22 protein-coding genes are annotated in these 21,204 nt (G+C 51.9%); 18 read left to right on the forward strand and 4 right to left on the reverse strand.

The features are described 5' to 3' along the window. Window position 1: 1 nt before the first annotated feature. From GY634_RS01750 to GY634_RS01800, 11 genes are all read left to right on the forward strand, one after another. Window positions 2–2,053 (forward strand): 3-hydroxyacyl-CoA dehydrogenase NAD-binding domain-containing protein, encoded by a 2,052-nt coding sequence (locus GY634_RS01750; RefSeq protein WP_166406852.1) that lies wholly within the window; start codon window positions 2–4, stop codon window positions 2,051–2,053. A gap of 30 nt (window positions 2,054–2,083) precedes the next feature. After that, window positions 2,084–2,977 (forward strand): PaaX family transcriptional regulator C-terminal domain-containing protein, encoded by an 894-nt coding sequence (locus tag GY634_RS01755; RefSeq protein WP_166406853.1) that lies wholly within the window; start codon window positions 2,084–2,086, stop codon window positions 2,975–2,977. Between the two features lie 157 nt (window positions 2,978–3,134). Further along, entirely contained in the window at window positions 3,135–4,340 is a 1,206-nt protein-coding gene (gene pcaF, locus GY634_RS01760; protein ID WP_166406854.1) for a 3-oxoadipyl-CoA thiolase, read from the forward strand. A gap of 18 nt (window positions 4,341–4,358) precedes the next feature. Continuing rightward, a complete protein-coding gene (gene paaA, locus GY634_RS01765; RefSeq protein WP_166406855.1) occupies window positions 4,359–5,351 on the forward strand; it encodes a 1,2-phenylacetyl-CoA epoxidase subunit PaaA in 993 nt (330 codons plus the stop codon). Window positions 5,352–5,437: 86 nt separating this feature from the next. Then, window positions 5,438–5,722, forward strand: coding sequence for a 1,2-phenylacetyl-CoA epoxidase subunit PaaB (paaB, locus tag GY634_RS01770; protein WP_135864575.1), 285 nt, complete (start codon window positions 5,438–5,440; stop codon window positions 5,720–5,722). Then, window positions 5,722–6,495: a 1,2-phenylacetyl-CoA epoxidase subunit PaaC gene (gene paaC / locus GY634_RS01775; protein WP_166406856.1), complete on the forward strand. Its 774-nt coding sequence runs from the start codon at window positions 5,722–5,724 to the stop codon at window positions 6,493–6,495. Before paaB ends, paaC begins: the two co-directional genes overlap by 1 nt. Before the next feature lie 5 nt (window positions 6,496–6,500). After that, window positions 6,501–7,016 (forward strand): 1,2-phenylacetyl-CoA epoxidase subunit PaaD, encoded by a 516-nt coding sequence (paaD, locus tag GY634_RS01780; protein ID WP_166406857.1) that lies wholly within the window; start codon window positions 6,501–6,503, stop codon window positions 7,014–7,016. Window positions 7,017–7,037: 21 nt separating this feature from the next. Further along, window positions 7,038–8,114 carry a 1,2-phenylacetyl-CoA epoxidase subunit PaaE gene (gene paaE / locus GY634_RS01785; RefSeq protein WP_166406858.1) on the forward strand — a complete coding sequence of 359 codons (1,077 nt, stop codon included), beginning with the start codon at window positions 7,038–7,040 and terminating at the stop codon, window positions 8,112–8,114. A gap of 11 nt (window positions 8,115–8,125) precedes the next feature. Next, window positions 8,126–8,884, forward strand: coding sequence for a Phenylacetic acid catabolic protein (locus tag GY634_RS01790; RefSeq protein ID WP_166406859.1), 759 nt, complete (start codon window positions 8,126–8,128; stop codon window positions 8,882–8,884). Window positions 8,885–8,912: 28 nt separating this feature from the next. Further along, on the forward strand, window positions 8,913–10,961 hold the full coding sequence (paaZ, locus tag GY634_RS01795; protein ID WP_166406860.1) for a phenylacetic acid degradation bifunctional protein PaaZ: 2,049 nt from the start codon (window positions 8,913–8,915) through the stop codon (window positions 10,959–10,961). A gap of 5 nt (window positions 10,962–10,966) precedes the next feature. Beyond that, window positions 10,967–11,599 (forward strand): acyltransferase, encoded by a 633-nt coding sequence (locus GY634_RS01800; protein WP_166406861.1) that lies wholly within the window; start codon window positions 10,967–10,969, stop codon window positions 11,597–11,599. Window positions 11,600–11,612: 13 nt separating this feature from the next. On the opposite strand, the gene ttcA is transcribed toward GY634_RS01800, so the two are convergent. Genes ttcA through GY634_RS01820 form a run of 4 tightly spaced genes read right to left on the reverse strand, consistent with a single transcriptional unit; the run spans window position 11,613 to window position 15,565 of the window. Further along, window positions 11,613–12,590: a tRNA 2-thiocytidine(32) synthetase TtcA gene (ttcA, locus tag GY634_RS01805; RefSeq protein WP_166406862.1), complete on the reverse strand. Its 978-nt coding sequence runs from the start codon at window positions 12,588–12,590 to the stop codon at window positions 11,613–11,615. Beyond that, window positions 12,587–12,988, reverse strand: a complete 402-nt coding sequence (locus GY634_RS01810) for a dihydroneopterin aldolase (protein ID WP_135863692.1) — start codon at window positions 12,986–12,988, stop codon at window positions 12,587–12,589. The genes ttcA and GY634_RS01810 overlap by 4 nt, the downstream gene beginning before the upstream one ends. 17 nt (window positions 12,989–13,005) lie before the next feature. Further along, on the reverse strand, window positions 13,006–13,782 hold the full coding sequence (locus tag GY634_RS01815) for an SDR family oxidoreductase (protein WP_166406863.1): 777 nt from the start codon (window positions 13,780–13,782) through the stop codon (window positions 13,006–13,008). Window position 13,783: 1 nt separating this feature from the next. Further along, window positions 13,784–15,565, reverse strand: a complete 1,782-nt coding sequence (locus GY634_RS01820; protein ID WP_166406864.1) for a M61 family metallopeptidase — start codon at window positions 15,563–15,565, stop codon at window positions 13,784–13,786. Between the two features lie 33 nt (window positions 15,566–15,598). On the opposite strand from GY634_RS01820, the gene GY634_RS01825 reads away from it, so the two are divergent. The 7 genes from GY634_RS01825 to atpA all read left to right on the forward strand — a co-directional run bounded on the left by GY634_RS01825 (window position 15,599) and on the right by atpA (window position 21,160). Continuing rightward, window positions 15,599–16,378 (forward strand): enoyl-CoA hydratase, encoded by a 780-nt coding sequence (locus tag GY634_RS01825; protein ID WP_166406865.1) that lies wholly within the window; start codon window positions 15,599–15,601, stop codon window positions 16,376–16,378. Between the two features lie 243 nt (window positions 16,379–16,621). Continuing rightward, window positions 16,622–17,137, forward strand: a complete 516-nt coding sequence (locus GY634_RS01830) for an ATP synthase subunit I (RefSeq protein ID WP_242683572.1) — start codon at window positions 16,622–16,624, stop codon at window positions 17,135–17,137. 50 nt (window positions 17,138–17,187) lie between these two features. After that, window positions 17,188–18,066: a F0F1 ATP synthase subunit A gene (gene atpB / locus GY634_RS01835; RefSeq protein ID WP_166406866.1), complete on the forward strand. Its 879-nt coding sequence runs from the start codon at window positions 17,188–17,190 to the stop codon at window positions 18,064–18,066. A gap of 112 nt (window positions 18,067–18,178) precedes the next feature. Further along, a complete protein-coding gene (gene atpE, locus GY634_RS01840; RefSeq protein WP_077734422.1) occupies window positions 18,179–18,421 on the forward strand; it encodes a F0F1 ATP synthase subunit C in 243 nt (80 codons plus the stop codon). A gap of 136 nt (window positions 18,422–18,557) precedes the next feature. Next, a complete protein-coding gene (locus GY634_RS01845; protein WP_135863682.1) occupies window positions 18,558–19,028 on the forward strand; it encodes a F0F1 ATP synthase subunit B in 471 nt (156 codons plus the stop codon). A gap of 14 nt (window positions 19,029–19,042) precedes the next feature. Continuing rightward, window positions 19,043–19,582, forward strand: a complete 540-nt coding sequence (locus GY634_RS01850; RefSeq protein WP_166406867.1) for a F0F1 ATP synthase subunit delta — start codon at window positions 19,043–19,045, stop codon at window positions 19,580–19,582. A gap of 36 nt (window positions 19,583–19,618) precedes the next feature. Beyond that, the gene (atpA, locus tag GY634_RS01855; protein ID WP_166406868.1) at window positions 19,619–21,160 is read left to right on the forward strand and encodes a F0F1 ATP synthase subunit alpha; all 1,542 of its coding nucleotides are present in this window, start codon (window positions 19,619–19,621) and stop codon (window positions 21,158–21,160) included. The last annotated feature ends 44 nt before the right edge of the window (window positions 21,161–21,204 follow it).

The raw sequence follows: 21,204 nt of genomic DNA on the forward strand, positions 1-21,204 counted from the left end.
GATGAATATTGCTATTGAACGTAGTGGGGCGATTGCGATTGTGCAGGTGGATAATCCACCGGTAAATGCACTGTCCAGAGAAGTACGCAGCGGCTTGATTGCTGCTGTACAAACCTTGGATGCAGACCCTTCTGTGCAGGCGGTGCTGCTGACGTGCGCGGGGCGTACCTTTATTGCCGGTGCAGACGTAAACGAATTTGGTAAACCGCCGCAGGCTCCACATTTGCCTGAGGTGATTGCCGCCATTGAGCAAGCCGCTAAACCGTGGGCAGCCGCTATTCATGGCAGTGCGTTGGGTGGTGGGTTAGAAGTAGCATTGGCATGCCGATTCCGTGTGGCATTAGCGAACGCACAATTGGGTGTGCCCGAAGTGAATTTGGGCCTGGTGCCTGGTGCGGGTGGTTGCGTACGCTTACCGCGGTTGGTGGGTGCGCGTAAGGCTGCTGAAATGGTAGTTAAAGGCTCGCCGATTAAAGCGCCAGCAGCGTTGGACGTAGGGTTGGTGGATGCAGTATTTGAAAATGACCTGCAGCAAAACGCGTTGACGTGGCTAAGCGCCGTAGTAGAACAGCCATTGCCCGCGCCCGTGTTGCAGCGTTCCGTGGCGGGAGCAGCCTTGTCATCCGAGGAATGGGAGCAGGTAGCTAAAGCGCTATTGCCCCGTGACAAGCGTTTGCAAGCGCCAGCCATGGCGTTGGAGTGTGTGAAACGTGCATGCGAAGCACCGGTGGCTGAAGCACAAGCGTTTGAGCGTGAAACCTTTTTGAGCTTACGTGGTTCAGCGCAAGCTCGTGCGTTGCGTCATGTGTTCTTTGCCGAGCGCGGTGCCACACGTCCCCCAGAAATCAAAGGCGTAGACACTAAAGAAATACAGCTAGCAGGTGTGGTGGGTGGCGGCACAATGGGTGCTGGTATTGCCATGGCCCTGCGTGATGCAGGTATTAACGTGGTGTTGATGGAGCGCGATGCCGAATCACTGCAACGCGGCTTAGATCGTATTAGTACAACGTACCAAAGCAGTGTGAAACGTGGCCGCATTAGTGCGGAAACGGCCGAAGCACGCATTGCTGGCGTGCGTGGCGTGACCGATTACACCGGTTTAGCAGAAGTAGATTTGGTTATCGAAGCCGTATTTGAAGACTTGCAGGTGAAGCGTGATGTGTTTGCGCAGTTGTCTGCTGTGTGCCGTTTGGATGCTATCTTAGCGACCAACACGTCGTATCTAGACCCAGCGGCTATTGCTCACGGTGTAGTAGCACCGGAGCGTTTCATCGGCTTGCACTTCTTTAGTCCCGCACAAATTATGAAGTTGCTGGAAATTGTGCCAACAGCACAAACCTCCATGCAAACCTTAGCTACCAGTTTTGCACTGGCTGCTAAACTGCGCAAAATTCCAGTACGTGCAGGTATTTGTGATGGCTTTATTGGCAACCGTATTTTGCGTGTGCTGCGTGCACAAGCAGAGCGTGTGTTGTTGGCTGGTGCAACACCTAGCCAGGTTGATGCCGCAATGCGTGCCTACGGCATGCCCATGGGGCCATTTGAAGCGCAAGATTTGGGTGGTTTGGATATTGCGGCATTCCAGCGCAAAGCAGCTAAAGAGCGTGGCGAAGAGGTATTCGCACCGGTTGCCGAGCAATTGTGTGAGATGGGTAGGCTGGGTCAGAAAACCAATGGTGGTTGGTACGACTACGAGCCTGGCGAGCGTAAGGCCATAGAGTCTGCTGTAGTGGCTGATGTGATTGCTAAGGTGTCTGCGGATGTAGCCAAACAAGCATGGACTGAGCAAGACATTATTGATTGCTTGGTATTGCCGATGGTGAACGAAGCGGCACTTATTCTGCAAGAAGGTATTGCGCAACGCTCAGCAGATGTGGATTTGGTTGAAATCCATGGCTACGGCTTCCCACGCTGGCGTGGTGGTTTGTTGCAAGATGCTGTAGAGCGTGGTGTGGGCGAGGTAGTAGAGCGCTTGCGTCATTTTGCAGCAGTAGGCATGACCCCCGAACCATGTCAAAAGCTGCTAGCTGTAGCAGAAACTGGTACATTTTGAGGCTGACACCTCTTCCATGTATTGAGTCTTATGCCACAACTGCCTACATCTACGTCGCACACCACGAGTAATGCAGGTCAGCAGCTTGTAGATACCTTGCTGCTGAATTGCCAGCTTAAAGCGGCTGCTTTCATCGTTACCTTATATGGTGACGTGGTAGAGCCGCGCGGTGGTGTGTTGTGGATGGGAAATATCATCGAGAGTTGTGCCGCTGTGGGTATTAGTGAAAACCTAGTACGCACGGCGGTGTCGCGTTTGATGGCAGCGGGGCAGTTGCAGGGCGAACGCTCTGGGCGGCGCAGTTTTTATCGCCTAACCAATGCCGCACGCGCTGAGTTCTCGTATGCGGCGAAGGTGCTCTACGACTACCAAGCCACGCAGCAGTGGCGGTTAGTCTATGTAGAAGGGGACGAGTCTGAGTCCATTATGCGCACCTTGAAGCGCTTGGGTTATGCCGCGGTTAGCCCACGTCTAGCCATGGGGCCAGACGATGTGCCGTTACCCAAGCAGGTGTTGGTGTGGCAGGCAGAAGTACTGCAAGGGCGCGATAACATGCGTACCTTTGTGGCAGAGCATTGGGATCTGCCTGTGTATGCGGAAGCCTACCAAGGCTTTATCTCGCATTTCCAACCTGTGGAAGCCATGCTGTCGCAGCTAGAGCCCGCTACAGCGTTAACGTTACGGTTATTAATGGTGCACGAATTTAGACATGTAGCCTTACGTGCGCCGCATTTGCCAGTAGAAGCGTTACCTGAACAGTGGGAGGGCCATGCAGCGCGTCAGTTATTTGCGCGCTTGTATGTAGCGTTGTCCAAAATGGCTGATGCCAAAGTGGTGGCAGACTTCGTCAGCATCGATGGTGAGTTACCCGCGAATAGTCAACAAATCAGCCAGCGTCTAGAGCGTTTGGCTGCTTTTGTGTAAGTAGTATCAAAAAAATTTATCCTGAAACATTACAAATTAAGAGAAAACCCTCATTGAACTGTAATGTATTAAATGGCTAAATACTCATATGTTTATATATAACCGTCCGGTCGGTCATTGAATTAGCCGGAGCGGATCCAACAGGAGAAACAGACCTATGTCCGAGGCTTTTATCTGTGACGCTGTACGTACACCCATAGGCAGATATGGTGGCGCCTTGTCGTCAGTACGAGCAGATGATTTGGCGGCAATGCCGTTGACCGCACTGATGCAGCGCAATCCTACTGCGGACTGGTCGCTGGTGGACGATCTGATTTTTGGCTGTGCGAACCAAGCGGGTGAAGATAACCGTAACGTGGCACGCATGGCTGTACTGTTGTCGGGTATGCCAGTCAATGTACCGGCTACCACCATTAACAGACTGTGTGGTTCGGGTTTGGATGCTGTAGGTATGGCGGCCCGTTCTATTAAAGCAGGCGATTGCGATTTCATCGTGGCAGGCGGTGTGGAAAGCATGAGCCGTGCGCCTTTTGTGATGCCCAAAGCAACCAGCGCGTTCTCACGTAGCAATGCGGTGTATGACACCACTATTGGCTGGCGCTTTGTGAACCCCAAATTGGCCGCGGCCTTTGGTGTAGATACGATGCCGCAAACAGCGGACAACGTAGCCGCTGATTTCAACATCAGTCGTGAAGACCAAGACTTATTCGCTGCACGCAGCCAAGCACGTTGGGCAGCAGCGCAAGCGGCTGGCGTGTTTAACGACGAACTCATGTCCGTCAGCATTCCTCAGCGCAAAGGCGATCCTATTCTGGTGACCGAAGACGAACACCCACGTCCTGGTACTGGCGTAGAACAGTTGGCCAAATTAAAAGGCGTAAATGGTGCTGACTTGAGCGTGACTGCGGGTAATGCGTCTGGCGTGAACGATGGTGCATGTGCGCTGGTAGTGGCCTCTGAAGCCATAGCCGCACAACAAGGTTTCAAACCGTTGGCGCGCGTTGTAGCCATGGCGGCGGCGGGTGTAGAACCACGCATTATGGGTATTGGTCCAGTAGAAGCCACTCGCCGTGTACTGAAACGCGCCGGCTTGCGCTTAGAAGACATGGACCTAATCGAATTGAATGAGGCGTTTGCTGCCCAAGCTCTGGCGGTCACACGTCAATTAGGGCTGGCGGATGATGCGCCACATGTGAATCCCAACGGGGGCGCTATTGCTATAGGCCACCCACTGGGTATGAGTGGTGCTCGTCTGGCAGCGACTGCAGCGTATCAGCTGCATCGCCAAGGCGGCCGCTATGCGCTGTGCACCATGTGTATTGGCGTAGGGCAAGGTATCGCACTGATTATTGAACGAGTATAGAACGCAAGGTGACATCCTATGTATGCACAGGTAATTAATACGGGCAGTGATCGCGTACGCCGCATTGATGAAATGTCGGCAGAAGAACAGGCCTTCATGGAGCGTATAGAGAACGGCGAAAAAATCGAACCTAAAGAGTGGATGCCAGAAGGCTACCGCAAGACCCTGATTCGTCAGATTGGTCAGCACGCGCACTCTGAGGTAGTAGGTCAGTTGCCTGAAGGTAACTGGATTACGCGCGCTCCTACGCTAGAACGTAAAGCTATTTTGTTGGCGAAGGTGCAAGACGAAGCCGGTCACGGTCTGTACTTGTACTGTGCGGCCGAAACGCTGGGCGTAAGCCGTGACGAACTCATCGAATTGCTGAACTCCGGCAAGATGAAGTATTCATCTATCTTTAACTACCCCACACTGAACTGGGCCGATATTGGTGCAGTGGGTTGGTTAGTGGATGGTGCGGCCATCATGAACCAAGTACCGCTGCAACGTACATCGTACGGCCCATACAGCCGTGCCATGATCCGTATCTGTAAGGAAGAGAGTTTCCACCAGCGCCAAGGCTACGACATCATGATGAAAATGTGTGCCGGTAGCCCTGAGCAAAAAGCCATGGCTCAAGATGCGTTGAACCGTTTCTGGTACCCCGCGCTGATGATGTTTGGTCCGTCAGACAAAGACTCCGTGCACTCGGCTCAGTCCATGGCATGGAAAATCAAAATTAACACCAACGACGAGCTGCGTCAGAAGTTCGTAGACCAGACGGTACCGCAAGCCGAGTACTTGGGTCTGACGGTGCCAGATGAGCACCTGAAATGGAACGAAGAACGCGGTGCGTACGATTTCTCCGAGCCCGATTGGAGCGAGTTCTTTGATGTGATTGCTGGCAATGGTCCCTGCAACAAAGAGCGTTTAGGCGCACGCGTTAAAGCGTGGGATGACGGTGCCTGGTTCCGTGAAGGGCTGGCAGTTAATGCCCAGAAGAAACAAACCAAACAGCGCAAGCAAGCGTAACTACCTTACACGCCGGTGGTGATTCTCCCATCGGCACGTCACTCTACAACTGTAGCAATAACAAGCGAGATAAGGAGGACTACACCATGTCTCAAGAATGGCCTCTGTGGGAAATTTTTATCCGTGGTCAACACGGTCTGAATCATAGACACGTAGGTAGCTTGCATGCGCCTGACGCGGAAATGGCAATCAACAATGCACGTGATGTGTACACCCGTCGTAACGAAGGGGTGAGCATCTGGGCAGTGAAGTCTGAAGATGTAGTGGCTAGCGCACCTTCTAAACGTGGCCCGTTGTTCGAGCCATCAAACTCCAAGGTGTATCGCCACCCAACATTTTTCAAGATTCCTGAAGAAGTGGGGCACATGTAATGACGACTACCCAGTTAGACACAACGACGGCTTTGCAGCAGCTGTTGCTGCGCATGGGTGATGGCACTTTGATTCTGGGGCATAGGATTTCAGAATGGTGTGGCCATTCCCCTATCTTGGAAGAAGATATCGCCATGGCTAACGTGGCGCTAGACCTGATTGGTCAGACACAGTTCTGGTTAGGGTTGGCTGCTGAGCTGCAAGGCGAAGGCAAAACCGACGACGATTTAGCGTACCTGCGAGATGCCGTAGATTTCCGCAACGTGTTGTTGGTAGAACAGCCTAATGGCGACTACGCACACACCTTGATGCGTCAGTTCTTGTTTGATGCGTGGCACTTGTTGCAGTTGCAAGCGCTAGAACAATCGTCAGACAGCCGTGTCGCGGAGATTGCCGCCAAGGCGTTGAAAGAAGTGACCTATCACCTAGAGCGTAGCAGCGATTTGTTGGTGCGTTTGGGCGATGGCACAGACGAAAGTCATCGTCGCATGCAAGAAGCACTGGATAACTTGTGGGCGTACACCGGCGAGCTATTTATGGGCGATGAGTGTGATGCGGTATTGGCCGAGGCCGGTATTGCTCCACACCCCGAAAGTCTGCGTGATGCCTGGTTGGCATGTGTACAAGACGTCATGACACACGCTACGTTGAAATTGCCCGAGAACCCCTACATGCACAAGGGCGGCAAGCAAGGCCGTCACACTGAGCACTTGGGTTATATCCTCGCGCAAATGCAATTCTTGCAGCGCGCCTACCCTGGCTGTACGTGGTAAGCATCATGAACACGCTATCTCGTCCCGAACTGGATCAGGTATGGCAATGGCTGGACGCTGTGCCTGATCCTGAAATTCCAGTGATCTCATTGGTGGACCTCGGCATTATCCGTGAGGTGTATTACGAGGAAGACACGCTGGTTGTGGTGGTCACACCCACGTATTCCGGTTGTCCTGCCACGACTGTGATTAACGAGGATATAGAGGCAGCCCTGCGTGCGCAGGGCATAGAACACATACGTCTGGAGCGTCAGCTTTCGCCACCGTGGAGTACCGACTGGATGAGCGAGCGCGGCAAAGAGCGTCTGCGGGGCTACGGTATAGCACCGCCGGTAGAGCAAAGTACCGACGGTAAACCTGCCCGCATTTGGTTGCGTGCCGAGGGTGTGCCGTCAGTGCCATGCCCGCGTTGCCAGTCCACGCGTACAGAACGGGTTAGTCAATTTGGTTCCACGCCCTGTAAGGCCAATTATCGCTGTCAGGATTGCCTAGAACCCTTTGATTATTTCAAATGTATTTAAGCCTAGCCATTGGAGGAAATCATGGCACGCTTTCACCCCCTGCAAGTTGTTGATGTGCGTCGCGAAACACGCGATGCCGTAGTCGTTACCTTAAAACCGCGTCCTGAAGATGACGCCTTGTTTTCATTTATCCCAGGTCAGTACCTGACCTTCCGCCGCGAATTTGAGGGCGATGAGCTGCGCCGTTCGTACTCCATTTGTTCCGGTCTGGAAGAAGGAGTGCTGCGCGTTGGGATTAAGCGTGTGGATGGTGGTGCGTTTTCTTCGTGGGCAAATGAAGAGTTAGCCGAAGGTGCCGTGCTGGAAGCTATGCCACCTATGGGCAACTTCCATATTCCTATGGAGCCAGAAAGCACACGCCATTACTTAGGTTTTGCGGGTGGTAGTGGTATTACGCCTTTGCTTTCTATTATTAAAAGCACCTTGTCGCGTGAGCCACAAGCCAGTTTCACACTGGTGTATGCCAACCGTCAGATCAGCTCCATGATGTTCCGTGAAGAACTGGAAGACCTGAAAAACCAGTACATGGAGCGCCTATCTATCATTCATATTTTTGATAGAGAAGGCCAAGAAATTGAGTTGTTCACAGGCCGTATTGATCGCGAAAAATGCGATGGCTTGTTTGGTGGTTGGATCAACCTGCCATCGGTACACACAGCCTTCATTTGTGGGCCAGAGCCCATGATGCTGACCATTGCCGATGCGTTGAAAGCGCATGGTTTGGCAAAAGAACGCATTAAGTTCGAGTTGTTCGCTTCCGCACAGCCCGGCCGTGCACGTAAGCAAGTGAGCAGTTCTGATGCGGGTAGTGCTGCCAGAACATGTGCCGCTACAGTCACGTTAGACGGTGTGGCGCGTAGTTTTGATTTCCCCAAAGAAGGTCAAAGCTTGTTGGATGCGGCATTGGAAAACAATTTGGATGCACCGTATGCCTGTAAAGCTGGCGTGTGTTCTACCTGCAAGGCCAAAGTGCTGGAAGGTGAAGTGGAAATGGCCGTCAACCATGCGTTGGAAGATTATGAGGTTGAGCAGGGCTATGTGCTGAGTTGCCAGTGCTACCCCTTGAGTGACAAGGTGGTAGTGAGTTTTGATGAGTAAGGGGAGTCGCTATGTCCGATACCATGAAAATTGAAGAGTACCTAGAACAAGGCGGCGTGCTGAGCTCACCTGAAAATGCACCTGCTCGTTATCGTGGCGAATTAATGCGCATGATGTCGTCGTTTGTAGATAGCGAACTGGCGGCATCGGCAGGTTTTGCTTCGTCCATTAACTACTCGCCTAATATCCAAGCGCGTATTGCCGCTAGCCGTATTACGCTAGAGAAAGCCGATCACGCCCAGCGTGTGCTGGAAATTATGCGTAGCTTTGGTACCGATGTAGAGCGCTACGAACAACAGCATGACTGGGCAGCACGTTTGCCCCGCGATAGTGCTTTGCCTACCGCTAGACAAGGTTCGGACATGCGCTTGTCGGTGTTTTATTTCCCGCTCATTAACTGGGTGGATGCCGTGGTCATGAACGTATTGCAAGGTCTGGCTGCTGAAGTGCAGTTGGAAAGCCTAAGCAAGGTTTCTTATGGTCCATTGGCTGAAGTATTTAGAGACATTGCTCCGCGTGAGCAGCGTCATGCCGAACTGGGGCAAGAAGGCTTGGCTGTGCTGGTAAAAGCGGGCCAAGACACCCAACAAATCAAAGAGAGCTTGGCGTACTGGCGACCACGCGTGGCAGCAGGCTTTGGTCAGCAAGACTCCGCCCGCTACCCCATGTTGTGTCGTTTGGGTTTACGCCATGACAGCAATAGTGATCAGTTACAGCGTTGGGAGACGCGTGTGAACGATCATTTGCAGGCCCTAGGACTGACGGCCTGATCAAACTCTACAAAGTAAGGAAAGTTTCATGACCATTTCATCGTCAACGCCTACGCGCCTAGAAAGTTATGTCTGCGGTCGTTGGACAGCAGGCACAGGGAAAGGGCAGACGTTGTTGGATGCGGTTACAGGCGAGGCGGTAGCTGTAGTAGATTCCACAGGTTTGGATTTTGCAGCCATACGTGAGTATGGCCGCCAAACAGGCGGTAAAGCATTGCGTGCCATGACCTTTCATGAGCGTGCTGGCATGCTCAAAACATTGGGCTTGGCGCTGCTGGAATGCAAAGAAGAGCTGTACGCGTTATCTACCCGCACCGGTGCAACGCGCCGCGATAGCTGGATTGATATTGAAGGCGGTATTGGAACACTGCTGACCTATTCGTCTAAAGGCAGACGCGAACTACCTAATACCTCGGTATTGCTGGATGGCGGCATAGAGCGCTTGTCTAAAGACAATAGCTTTAGTGCTCAGCATATTTTGACCCCGCTGCAAGGCGTGGCAATTCACATTAACGCGTTTAACTTCCCGTGCTGGGGTATGTTGGAAAAACTGGCTCCCACGTGGTTGGCTGGCATGCCTGCTATTGTGAAACCCGCTAGCCAAACCTCGTACCTGACCGAGTTGATGGTGCGCCGTATGCTGGATACGGGTGTGCTGCCTGAAGGTGCGTTGCAGTTGGTGTGTGGTTCAGTAGGCGATTTGTTGAGCCATGTAGATGGTCAAGATGTAGTCACCTTTACGGGCTCTGCCTCTACGGGTCGTATGCTGCGCAGCAGCCGTGCCATTGTAGACAACTCAGTGCGTTTCACCATGGAAGCCGACAGCTTAAACGCTACCGTACTGGGTACAGACGTTACGCCTGATAGCCCCGAGTTCACGCTGTTTGTGCGTGAAGTCGTGAATGAAATGACCGTGAAAGCAGGGCAAAAATGTACGGCCATTCGCCGTGTGTTGGTGCCACGTGCACTAGTACCCTCCGTGCAAGCAGCATTGGCCGAGGCACTGGGTAAAGTGGTGGTGGGTGATCCTGCTGCTGAAGGCACCAAAATGGGGCCGTTGGCGAGCCAAGATCAGCGCACTGAGGTGCAAGAGCGTGTTCAAGAGTTGCTAACGGAAACTCAAGTGTGGTTTGGCGAGCCTGAACAAAACGATGCCGGTGCATCGGGTGCGTTCTATAACCCCGTGTTGCTGTACTGCGATCAGCCTTTGAGCGCTAAGAAAGTACACGATGTAGAGGCGTTTGGCCCGGTGAGCACAGTGATGCCTTACGACTCTATTGATGAAGCCATTACCTTGGTGCGTAAAGGCCAAGGCAGTTTGGTAACGTCTGTGTTCAGTTACGATCCCACTGTAGTGCAGCAAGTGGTCTTGGGCATGGCGGCCTTTAATGGCCGTATCTTGGTCTCTAACCGTGATAGCGCAAAAAGCTCAACTGGGCATGGGTCACCGGTTCCCGGTGTGGTGCACGGTGGGCCAGGCCGGGCAGGCGGTGGTGAAGAGCTAGGCGGGTTGCGCAGTGTGTATCACTACATGCAGCGCACAGGTGTGCAGGGGCCTCCAACCATGTTGTCCGCGATAACAGGCCGTTGGGTAGCCGGTGCGCCAGCACAAACCGAAGGGCCACATCCTTTCCGTAAATCGTTGGCAGAGTTAAAAATCGGCGATCAGCTGATTACTGCCAAACGCACAGTAAGCTTGGATGACATCGAGCACTTTGCACACTTTACTGGTGATACCTTCTACGCTCACATGGACGAAGAAGCCGCCAAAGCCAACCCCTTCTTTGATGGCCGTGTTGCGCATGGTTATCTAGTAGTGTCGTTTGCGGCGGGCTTGTTTGTGGAATCGGCACCCGGTCCAGTATTGGCTAACTACGGTGTGGATAACCTGCGTTTCTTGACACCTGTATACGCCGGCGACACCTTAGGTGTGCAGCTTACATGTAAAGAAATCAACCCACGCAGTAGTGCAGAACACGGTGAAGTACGTTGGGATTGCGAAGTCACTAACCAAAATGGTGATGTGGTAGCGCTATACGACGTATTGACTATGGTTGCCAAAAGCTGGGAGGCCTAACAGCCATGGCTCAAATCTTCTCTTTCGATGGCGTGATTCCCGTTGTTGACCCTTCTGCCTATGTGCACCCGTCAGCAACATTAATTGGGGATGTCATCATCGGGCCTGCCTGCTATGTGGGGCCTGGTGCAGTATTGCGGGGCGACTTTGGCCGCATACAACTGATGACTGGTGCAAACATTCAAGATAACTGTGTAGCACACAGCTTTCCGGATGCCGACGCCATCGTAGAAGAAGATGGGCATATAGGGCATGGTGCTATTTTGCACGGTTGCCGTGTGGGCAAAAATGCCATGGTAGGGATGAACGCCGTCATTATGGATAGAGCCGTCATTGGCGAAGACTCCATTGTGGGGGCGATGGCCTTTGTGAAGGCTTCTATGGACATCCCTGCTGGGCAGTTGGTGATGGGGGCGCCTGCTCGTATCGTGCGCCCACTCAAACCAGAAGAAATTGCATGGAAAAGTGAAGGTACCGCGCTATACCAACGGTTGGCGTTGGAAGCGGGACAAACCATGCGTCAAGAAGCTGCGCCGTTGGCAGCTCCTGAACCAGATAGACGTAGGGTGCAAGGCCCTGAGTATGATCCGCTGTTGATCACACGTTTAAAACGGGCTGCTGGGATAGAACCCAGCTAACCCTAACTGCTACTTATTTGTCTAAACGGGCCACCACAGCAGGACGCTTGGTGGCTTCGTTGTCTTCATCTTGCCCAAATGCGTGGGTAAGTGGCTGATTGAAATCTTCAGCATCAAAAGCCATGTCGCCTTCTGCGTCGGGCTGACCGCTGATGGTTAGGCCTTCAAAGTTGAACAGTTCTTTGTCCATCAAGTGCGATGGCACCACTTTATTCAGTGCACCAAACATGTTCCATGTACGGCCAGGGAATTTTTTATCCCATTCGGCAATCATGCGATTGGCTTCTTGGCGTTTCAAGTTCACCTGTGAACCGCACAAGTTACAGGGGATGATGGGGAATTCGCGTACCTGAGCGTATTCAATGATGTCTTTTTCGGCCACATAGGCCAGAGGGCGAATCACAATGTGCTTGCCGTTATCCGACATCAGCTTTGGTGGCATGGCTTTAAGGCGACCGCCGTAAAACAGATTCAGCATGAAGGTTGCCAGAATATCGTCACGGTGGTGGCCCAGCGCAACTTTCGTGGCACCTAGTTCTTCGGCTACGCGGTACAAAATCCCACGGCGCAGGCGCGAACACAGCGAGCAGGTGGTTTTACCTTCAGGGATCACACGCTTAACGATGGAGTAGGTGTCTTGCGTTTCGATGTGGTAGTCCACACCGATGCTTTCTAGGTACTCAGGCAGCACGTGTTCAGGAAAACCGGGCTGCTTTTGGTCTAGGTTCACCGCCACAATATCAAAATGTATGGGCGCGCGCGCTTTAAGCTTAATCAACAAGTCCAGCAGGGTGTAGGAGTCCTTACCACCCGACAAACAGACCATGATCTTATCGCCGTCTTCAATCATGTTGAAGTCGCCAATCGCACGTCCGGCTTCACGCAGCAGGCGTTTTTCCAGTTGCAGGAAGTTGTGACGTTGTTTTTTTTCTTCGCGAGTCAGGGCAGACGATTCTTCGCTGACGGCGGCTTCAAGGGAAGGTAGGGTCATGGTGTAACAGTACGGCTTTGTTCAAGTTCAATGCCAACGGCATCGCAGTCGCTGAATGCCTGAGGTTTGCTGATGCGCAAGCGTAGGCGCACAAGGTCTGGGAAGTCAGTAAATAGCCGACGGGCTACTTGTTCAACCAGAGTTTCGAGCAAGTTTACGTGTGCTTGTGTGCACTCTTCAATGATGGCGTTACGCAATTGGCGGTAATCCAACACCGTAGCGATGTTGTGGTCGTCTACGACGTGATGCGTGAGCACATCGAATTCGGCATCAATATTGATAGGCTGTGTCGCACGCAGTTCGTGCTCCAGTATGCCGATGCGGGCACCCAGTTCTAGATTGGTAAAAAATACACGGCGTACAGAAGGAGGCGGAGGTATGGCCGAAGCGAGTGTCATAACAAAAAGAAGAGTATTTAAAGCAAACTAAAATCGCGTTGTAGGCCCATGAGGTGTTGACCACCATCTACAACGAGAGACGAGCCGGTAATGCTGGGGTTTTCTGCCAGCATTAAGGCAGCATTGGCGATGTCATCAGGTGTGCTGGCTCTGCCTAAAGGGGCCAGTGCATGCGTGCGGGCGAAATCGTCTTCGCTTTGCATATGACTAGGCATGGTCAGGCCAGGGGCTAATCCTACCACGCGAACAAAGGGCGCTAGCCCTTGTGCAAGCATGGTGGTGGCAGATTGCAACGCTGCTTTGCACAGCGTGTACGAGAAAAAGTCGGGGTTATAGCCCCACAGCTTTTGGTCTAGCAAGTTGATCACCACACCTTGGCGCTCGGGGTGGTGGGGCTGTATGTGTTGGTGCAACTGTTGTGCCAGCTCGATAGGAGCTACCAAGTTAGGCCCTAAGTGTTGGTTGAGCAGTGCCGCCGAAAATTCGCTGGCATTGTCATACTCAAATAGCGAGGCATTGTTGATGACCGCATCAACACGCCCTAAGGTGGCGACGCTACGAGTGAAAATGTCTTTTGGGGCATGGGCGTCTGATAAATCACCTTGTACCAGCGCGCACCGCTGCCCCAGTGCTTCTATTTCTGCTTGGCTGGCTAAGGCCTGCTCATGCGAGCGATGGTAGTGAAGCGCGATATCCCAGCCTTGGCGGGCAAAGCGCAATGCCATGGCTTTGCCCAAGCGCTGGGCTCCGCCCGTAATCAGTACACATTTACCAGCAGATGAAGCGTGTGTCATGTCAGGAAGTAAGACGTTTAAGCGAGCAAGTCTGTTGTGGGGCCGGGCCGAGTTTGGCGCGGAAGCTGCGTAATTCATCGCGACGGAATACGTGCACTTCTACTTTATCTCCGGCTGAGTAGGCGGAAAGTAGTTTGTTCAGTGATGCCTGATCGTTGACGCGTAAACCATCCAGAGCCACGATTATATCGTTTGCAGAAATTCCTGCGTGGTGTGCCGCGCCATCTTCATAGGCGGTCGCTACTTGTAAGCCTTGTGGGCTGTTTTTAAAGCGCGCATCTAATGAGGGTAGGGTGCTGTCTGCTTGCCACGTTAAGGTGATGCCTTGGGCCTCTAGAAGCGTTTGCAAGGGTACATCTTCACGTCCGTTTGCATAACGCTGTATGAAGTCGCTGGCATCCACGCCAGTGGCTTCTTGTATCAGAGCTGGCATAGCATCTTCGGGTATACCGGCACCTTGGCCTTGGTAGAAGTCGCGGCCATAGCGTTGCCACATTAAGCGTATGACGTCGTCTAGGCTGCGTTCATCGTTGGTGCGTTGTCGTAGTAGTAGGTCCAGGCCTAGCGCTACCAGTGCGCCTTTGCTGTAGTAACTGACCAGCGCGTTGGGTGAGTTCTCGTCTTGTTTATAGAAGCGAGTCCACGTATCAAATGAGCTTTCGGCCACCGATTGTTTAAAGCGTCCGCCGGTACGGTGTACGACGTCTATGTTTTTGGCGAGTAAGCTTAGGTATTGCTCTTCGGTGACTACCTTAGAGCGTAGCAACATGAGGTCGTCGTAGTACGAGGTAAAGCCTTCAAATACCCAGAGCAACTCGGTGTAGTTGGGTTGCAGGTACTGATAGGGAGCAAACGCGGCAGGTTTGATGCGTTTGACATTCCATGTATGAAAGTATTCGTGGCTCACCAAACCTAAAAAGGTCTGATAGCCCGCGCTCTTGGGTTGGTCGCGCTGACTGAGTGTGGGCAAGTCGCTGCGTGAGGCCATCAATGCTGTAGAGCTACGGTGCTCCAAACCACCGTAGTCGTCGCCTGTCACCATGGTCATAAATACATAGCGATCCGCGCTATCTAAGAAAGGAACACGGTTATCGTCTGGCTCAAACAGGCTGATTTGTGCTTCGCAAATGGCTTTGGCGTCAGCGGCAATACGCTCTAAATCTAGATTGGGAATCACGCCGGTAAACACCATTTCGTGCAGTGCACCATGGGCATGAAAACTGATATGCTGTGGTGTACCGATTTCTACAGGGTGATCCAGCAAAGCGTCGTAGTCGGGGGCCATGTACAGGCCGAATTCATGGCGTTTAGCGGCATCTTTAGTGCGTTTGGGAGCAAGCGGCAAGCTGGTGTAAACACGCCAGTCTTTGTGTTTTTTTGGGGCTTGAATGTCCACCAAGCAAGGTTGTTGCTCTTGACCGTGCACACCCAAAAAAACACTGGTACCGTTGAAGAAAACATGGCTTTCATCAACGTGTGCGCTACGCACGGATAAATCCCATGCATAAACGGTGTATTCGATGTGTAAGGGGCCCTTGGCTGGGGCGCAGCGCCAGCGGTGGCTATCTAGCTTTTGTACTGCTACCGTTTTTTTGTCGGCCGTGGCGCTTAAGCTTTCAATTTGACGCGAAAAATCGCGAATGAGGTAGCTACCAGGGATCCACGCGGGCAAAAATAGTTCTTGTCCCTCGGGATCAGGTTTGGGAATATGCAGGGATACCTGTATACGGTGTCCGGCAAGATCAGGAAAACAAACGCGATACAGTATATTTTTGGCAGTCATCTTTTACTTTCAAGAATGCTTAACGGAGGCAATGTGAGCGAAACATCTTTAATTCTGATCGAAACCCGCGGGCGCGTGGGTATCGTACAGATCAATAGGCCTAAGGCACTGAATGCTTTAAATAATGAATTGATTGGCGAGTTAGCGCAAGCCATGCGATCGTTAGATGCAAACCCAGACATTGGTGTCATTGTCTTGGCAGGCAGCCCTAAAGCTTTTGCTGCTGGGGTTGATATCGCTGGCATGAAAGACTGGTTCTTTCACGATGTGTACAGTGCAGACTTCTTGGGTGGTGATTGGGAAGACTTGCGCCGCATTCGTAAACCCGTGATTGCTGCGGTATCCGGCTATGCATTGGGCGGTGGTTGCGAACTGGCCTTGCAATGCGACATGATTATTGCGGGCGATAACGCACAGTTTGGCCAACCAGAAATTAAGATTGGCGTGATTCCGGGTTATGGCGGCACACAACGTTTGCCCCGTGCTATTGGTAAAGCCAAAGCCATGGACATGATTTTGACTGCTCGCATGATGAAAGCCGATGAAGCAGAGGCGTCGGGTTTGGTGTCGCGCGTGGTGCCTGCTGAGACGCTCATGGACGAAGTCATGAAAGTAGCGGAAACCATTGCTAGCATGCCATTGCAATGTTTGATCATGGCTAAAGAAAACATTAACCGTGCCTACGAGAGCCCATTGGCTGAAGGGCTGCTATTTGAGCGTAGAAGTTTCCAGACTTTGTTTGGTACACACGACCAAAAAGAGGGCATGAACGCATTTGTGGAAAAACGACCACCAAAATTCCAACACCGCTAATAGTGTCTTTACTGTTCAGCAAGCTATATGGGGCGCGGCTTTGCGCCCCATTATCATATTTCGTTGCCGTATTATGACTAAAAGAAGGTAACGATTTGTGGCGTGAATGCATTTGTAAATTTGCGTGAGGCAAAAAAAAGGCGCTATACTTTACGGGTTTGGCACCAAGCAACTTAGTAGATGAATTGCCATATTTACGCGATTTTTCGCATGTAAAGTGTTGTCTTGCAAGGAATTGCCGCTATGCGAGACGTTCAATCAGAAAGGCTAGGTATGCAGCGGGCCAACAACACCGATAGCACTCAGTTACAGGCTGTCGGACCAGAAACCAACGAAGTACAGGATGACAACAAGCTAGTCCTGACACCAGAGCAACGCAGCCGTTTGGCCAAGCGTTCTGGCATGGGAATAGCTCGAGTGCTGATGGCTCAGGCAGTCATGGCAATAGTTGTTATCGTGATTTCGTGGGTGGTCGCAGGAGGTAATGCCGCAATCTCAGCGTTGCTGGGGGCAGCAGCCTACTTGATACCAAATGCACTTTTTGCCATGCGGCTGTTGCTGAATCTACTCAGCGGTAAAGCGGCTACAGTACAAGCCTTCTTTGTGGGTGAACTGTTTAAGCTAGGTTCTGCATTAGGTATTTTGGCGTTAGTGGTCTGGTCTGATACAGGTTGGCTTGTGTGGCCAGCCTTGTTGTTTGGGCTGCTTGGTGTATTAAAGGGATATGTGCTGCTGCTTGTCGCAGGCAAGTTGCCATAAACGATTAACGGGTCTTGTACCCATAATGTATACGTCACAGGGTAATTCAGATGGCTGCTAGTGGTATTTCGCCTCAGTCTGACTACATTCAGCACCACCTTGTTCATATGAACAGCGTGGGTGAAAAGCAGAGTGTTATAGCCGATTTCAGCATCATCAACTATGACTCGATCTTCTGGTCGTTGTTCATGGGTTTGCTGGTCGTGTTTTTCTTGTACCGCGCAGCGCGTTCAGCAACAGCAGGTGTACCTGGTCGTTTCCAAACCGCCGCAGAAATGCTGGTTGATTGGGTTGCTGATCAGGCTAAATCCATCGTTCATAACGAAGAGTCCCGCCGCTTTGTGGCACCAATGGCACTGACAGTGTTCTTGTGGATCATCTTGATGAACGTGCTGGACTTGATCCCTGTGGACTTCTTGGGCTGGGTGTTCATCCAGTTAGGCTTGGCTAATGAGCTAGGCGATCCTCTGTACTACCACCGTATTTTGCCAACCGCCGACTTGAACATCCCTATGGGTATGTCTCTGGGCGTGTTGCTGATGACACTGTACTACAGCGTCAAAATGCATAAGCCTACAGGCTTTGTGAAATCATTATTTACAGCCCCCTTTACCTTTGGCGGTATTGCTGGTGTGCTGCTGGCTCCGTTTAACGTTTTGCTGAACCTTATTGAGTACGGGGCCAAAACGGTTTCTCTCGGTATGCGACTGTTCGGTAACATGTTCGCGGGTGAGCTGGTTTTCATGTTGATCGCGTTGTTAGGCGGGGCATGGACAGGGTTTAATGGCTCAAGCATTGGCTTGGGTGTAGGTCATGTATTGGCCGGTTCTATATGGGCAATTTTCCATATTCTGATCGTGCTGCTACAGGCGTTTATTTTCATGATGCTGACACTCGTTTACGTGGGTCAGGCTCACGAAGGCCATTAAACATATTCCGGGTTTGGCACGGTGTCTGACCCGGGGCTGATCAGGTTTTCTGCTACGCCGTTCCGTTTTTATTTGTTTTTTTGAACACAAGATTTTTAACCAAGGAGTTGTCATGACCAACGTTGCTTTTGTTGCACTGGCTTGCGGTATTATCGTCGGTCTGGGTGCATTTGGTGCCAGTATCGGTATTGCCCTGATGGGTGGTAAATACTTGGAAGCTTCTGCTCGTCAACCAGAGCTGATGAACGCTTTGCAAACCAAAATGTTCCTGTTGGCTGGTCTGATCGATGCGGCCTTCCTGATTGGCGTTGGTATTGCCATGTTGTTTGCGTTTGCTAACCCATTTGTTGGTTAATAGCGGCGCGTCCGCTGGCCCTACGGCGGACAGGCAGTTGAGGTTGGCGGTGCTGTACATTGCGCCGCTCTCGACTTGAACATAGGGTGTCGGTACATTTTTAGCCCGGCACAAGAGGTATTTAAGGGATACGACCGTGAATTTAAACGCGACTCTCTTTTTCCAGATGATCGTGTTTTTCGTCTTGGCTTGGTTTACGATGAAATTCGTATGGCCACCACTGACGAGAGCAATCGATGATCGTCGCCAAAAGATTGCCGATGGTCTAGCTGCAGCCGATAAAGGCAAAGCTGATCTGGCACAAGCCCAGGCACGTATCAGTCTGATGGAAGCATCCGCGAAGTCCGATAACCATGCACGTTTGGCTGAAGCTGAAAAGCAAGCTGCTGCACTTATCGAACAAGCACGCGCTGAAGCTGAACATGAAAAAGCCCGTATCATCGCCCAGGCTCACCTGGACGCGGTACAGGAAGTGCAGCGTTTGCGTGATCAACTGCGTGGCGATGTGGCCAAACTGGCCGTAATTGGTGCCGAGCAGATTCTGCGACGCGAAGTTGATTCTTCTGTGCATGCTGAGCTGTTGAACCAGCTTGAAGCAGAACTTTAATCTGAAGGTAGGCCATGGCTGAACTATCGACTATTGCCAGACCTTACGCTGAGGCGCTGTTCGAGGCTGTACGCCAAGAACAGGGTGCTCTCGAGCAATGGGCGGCCCTCTTGTCCGAAATGGCTCAGGTGGCTGATCTTCCCGACGTTCGTGAAGCACTGGCTACGCCCACGCTGAACAATACGCAGCGTTTTGAGATTTTTTCAGGTCTGCTGAAAACCCCACTGAATGACAAGGCGCGCAATCTGCTGAACTTGCTGATTGCTAACGGACGCCTGCTGCTGTTGCCGCAGGTTGCTGAACAGTTTGACCTTCTGAAACACAAACAAGAAGGTAGTGCTGTAGCCCGCATCAGTAGTGCGTTCCCCTTGCAAGGTAATGAGCTGAATCAGCTTGTTGCCGCACTTGAGAAAAAATTCGGTTTGAAGCTTGAGCCTGAAGTCACCGTTGATACTGATTTGATCGGCGGCGTTCGCGTAGTGGTAGGCGATCAGGTACTTGATACTTCCGTGCAGGCCCGTCTGGCCCGCATGCGCGACACATTGGCAGCTTGATGGCAGGCCAGAATACAGGATTCCAGGAGTCTGAACATGCAACTTAATCCGTCTGAGATCAGCGAACTGCTCAAGAGCCGAATTGAAGGCCTTGGCGCGTCTGCAGACATTCGCACGCAGGGCACGGTCGTTTCCGTGACTGACGGTATTACACGTATCCACGGCTTGTCCGATGTGATGCAAGGGGAAATGCTAGAGTTCCCTAACAACGTATACGGCTTGGCGCTGAACTTGGAGCGTGACTCCGTTGGTGCCGTTATTCTGGGTGAGTACACAGGCGTGTCGGAAGGCGACCCTGTTAAAGCCACAGGTCGTATTCTTGAGGTTCCTGTGGGTCCTGAACTGCGCGGTCGCGTAGTAGACACACTGGGTAACCCAATTGATGGCAAAGGCCCAATCAATGCTAAAGCTACGGACGTAATCGAAAAGGTTGCTCCTGGCGTGATTGCTCGTCAATCCGTTGATCAGCCTCTGCAAACTGGTATTAAAGCGATTGACTCCATGGTGCCAATTGGCCGTGGTCAGCGTGAATTGATTATTGGTGACCGTCAGACTGGTAAAACAGCTGTGGCAGTTGACACCATCATCAACCAGAAAGGCAAAAACGTTACTTGTGTATACGTAGCTGTTGGTCAGAAAGCTTCTACCATCAACAACGTAGTACGCAAATTGGAAGAGCACGGTGCTCTGGAATACACAATCGTGGTTGCAGCGTCGGCTTCCGAGTCCGCAGCGATGCAATACTTGGCTCCTTACGCCGGTTGCACGATGGGTGAATACTTCCGTGACCGTGGTGAAGATGCTTTGATCGTTTACGATGACTTGACCAAACAAGCGTGGGCATACCGTCAGGTTTCCCTGTTGTTGCGTCGTCCTCCAGGTCGTGAAGCTTACCCAGGTGACGTGTTCTACCTGCACTCCCGTTTACTAGAGCGTGCTGCTCGTGTTAACGCTGAGTACGTAGAGCGTCTGACTAACGGTGAAGTAAAAGGCAAAACAGGTTCTTTGACTGCTCTGCCAATTATTGAAACTCAAGCTGGTGACGTTTCCGCTTTCGTTCCTACCAACGTAATTTCTATTACTGACGGTCAGATCTTCTTGGAAACAGACTTGTTCCACTCCGGTGTGCGTCCTGCGATTAACGCTGGTATTTCCGTATCCCGCGTGGGTGGTGCAGCTCAGACTAAAGTTATCAAGAAAATGTCCGGTGGTATTCGTACTAACCTGGCTCAGTACCGTGAATTGGCTGCGTTTGCGCAGTTCTCTTCTGATCTGGATGAAGCTACACGTCGTCAGTTAGAGCGTGGTCGTCGTGCTGTTGAGTTGTTGAAACAGCCTCAGTACGTAACATTGGAAGTGTGGGAAATGGCTGTTAGCTTGTTCTCCATTAACAATGGCTACTTGGATGACCTCGAAGTTGCGCAGATTCTGCCATTCGAAAAAGCGTTGAAAGACTCGCTGCGTAACAAACATGCAGACCTGGTTAACCGTATCCAAGATACAGCTAACCTGAGCAAAGAAGATGAAGCTGAATTGGCTGCTGCTATTCAGGACTTCAAAAAGCACGGCTCTTTCTAAGTCTGGAGCTAAGGCAGGGGCAGGCTAGTTCTGCCCCATATAGC

Origin of the sequence: Paenalcaligenes suwonensis, from assembly GCF_011290505.1 — a bacterium.
Taxonomy (GTDB): Bacteria; Pseudomonadota; Gammaproteobacteria; order Burkholderiales; family Burkholderiaceae_B; genus Paenalcaligenes; species Paenalcaligenes suwonensis.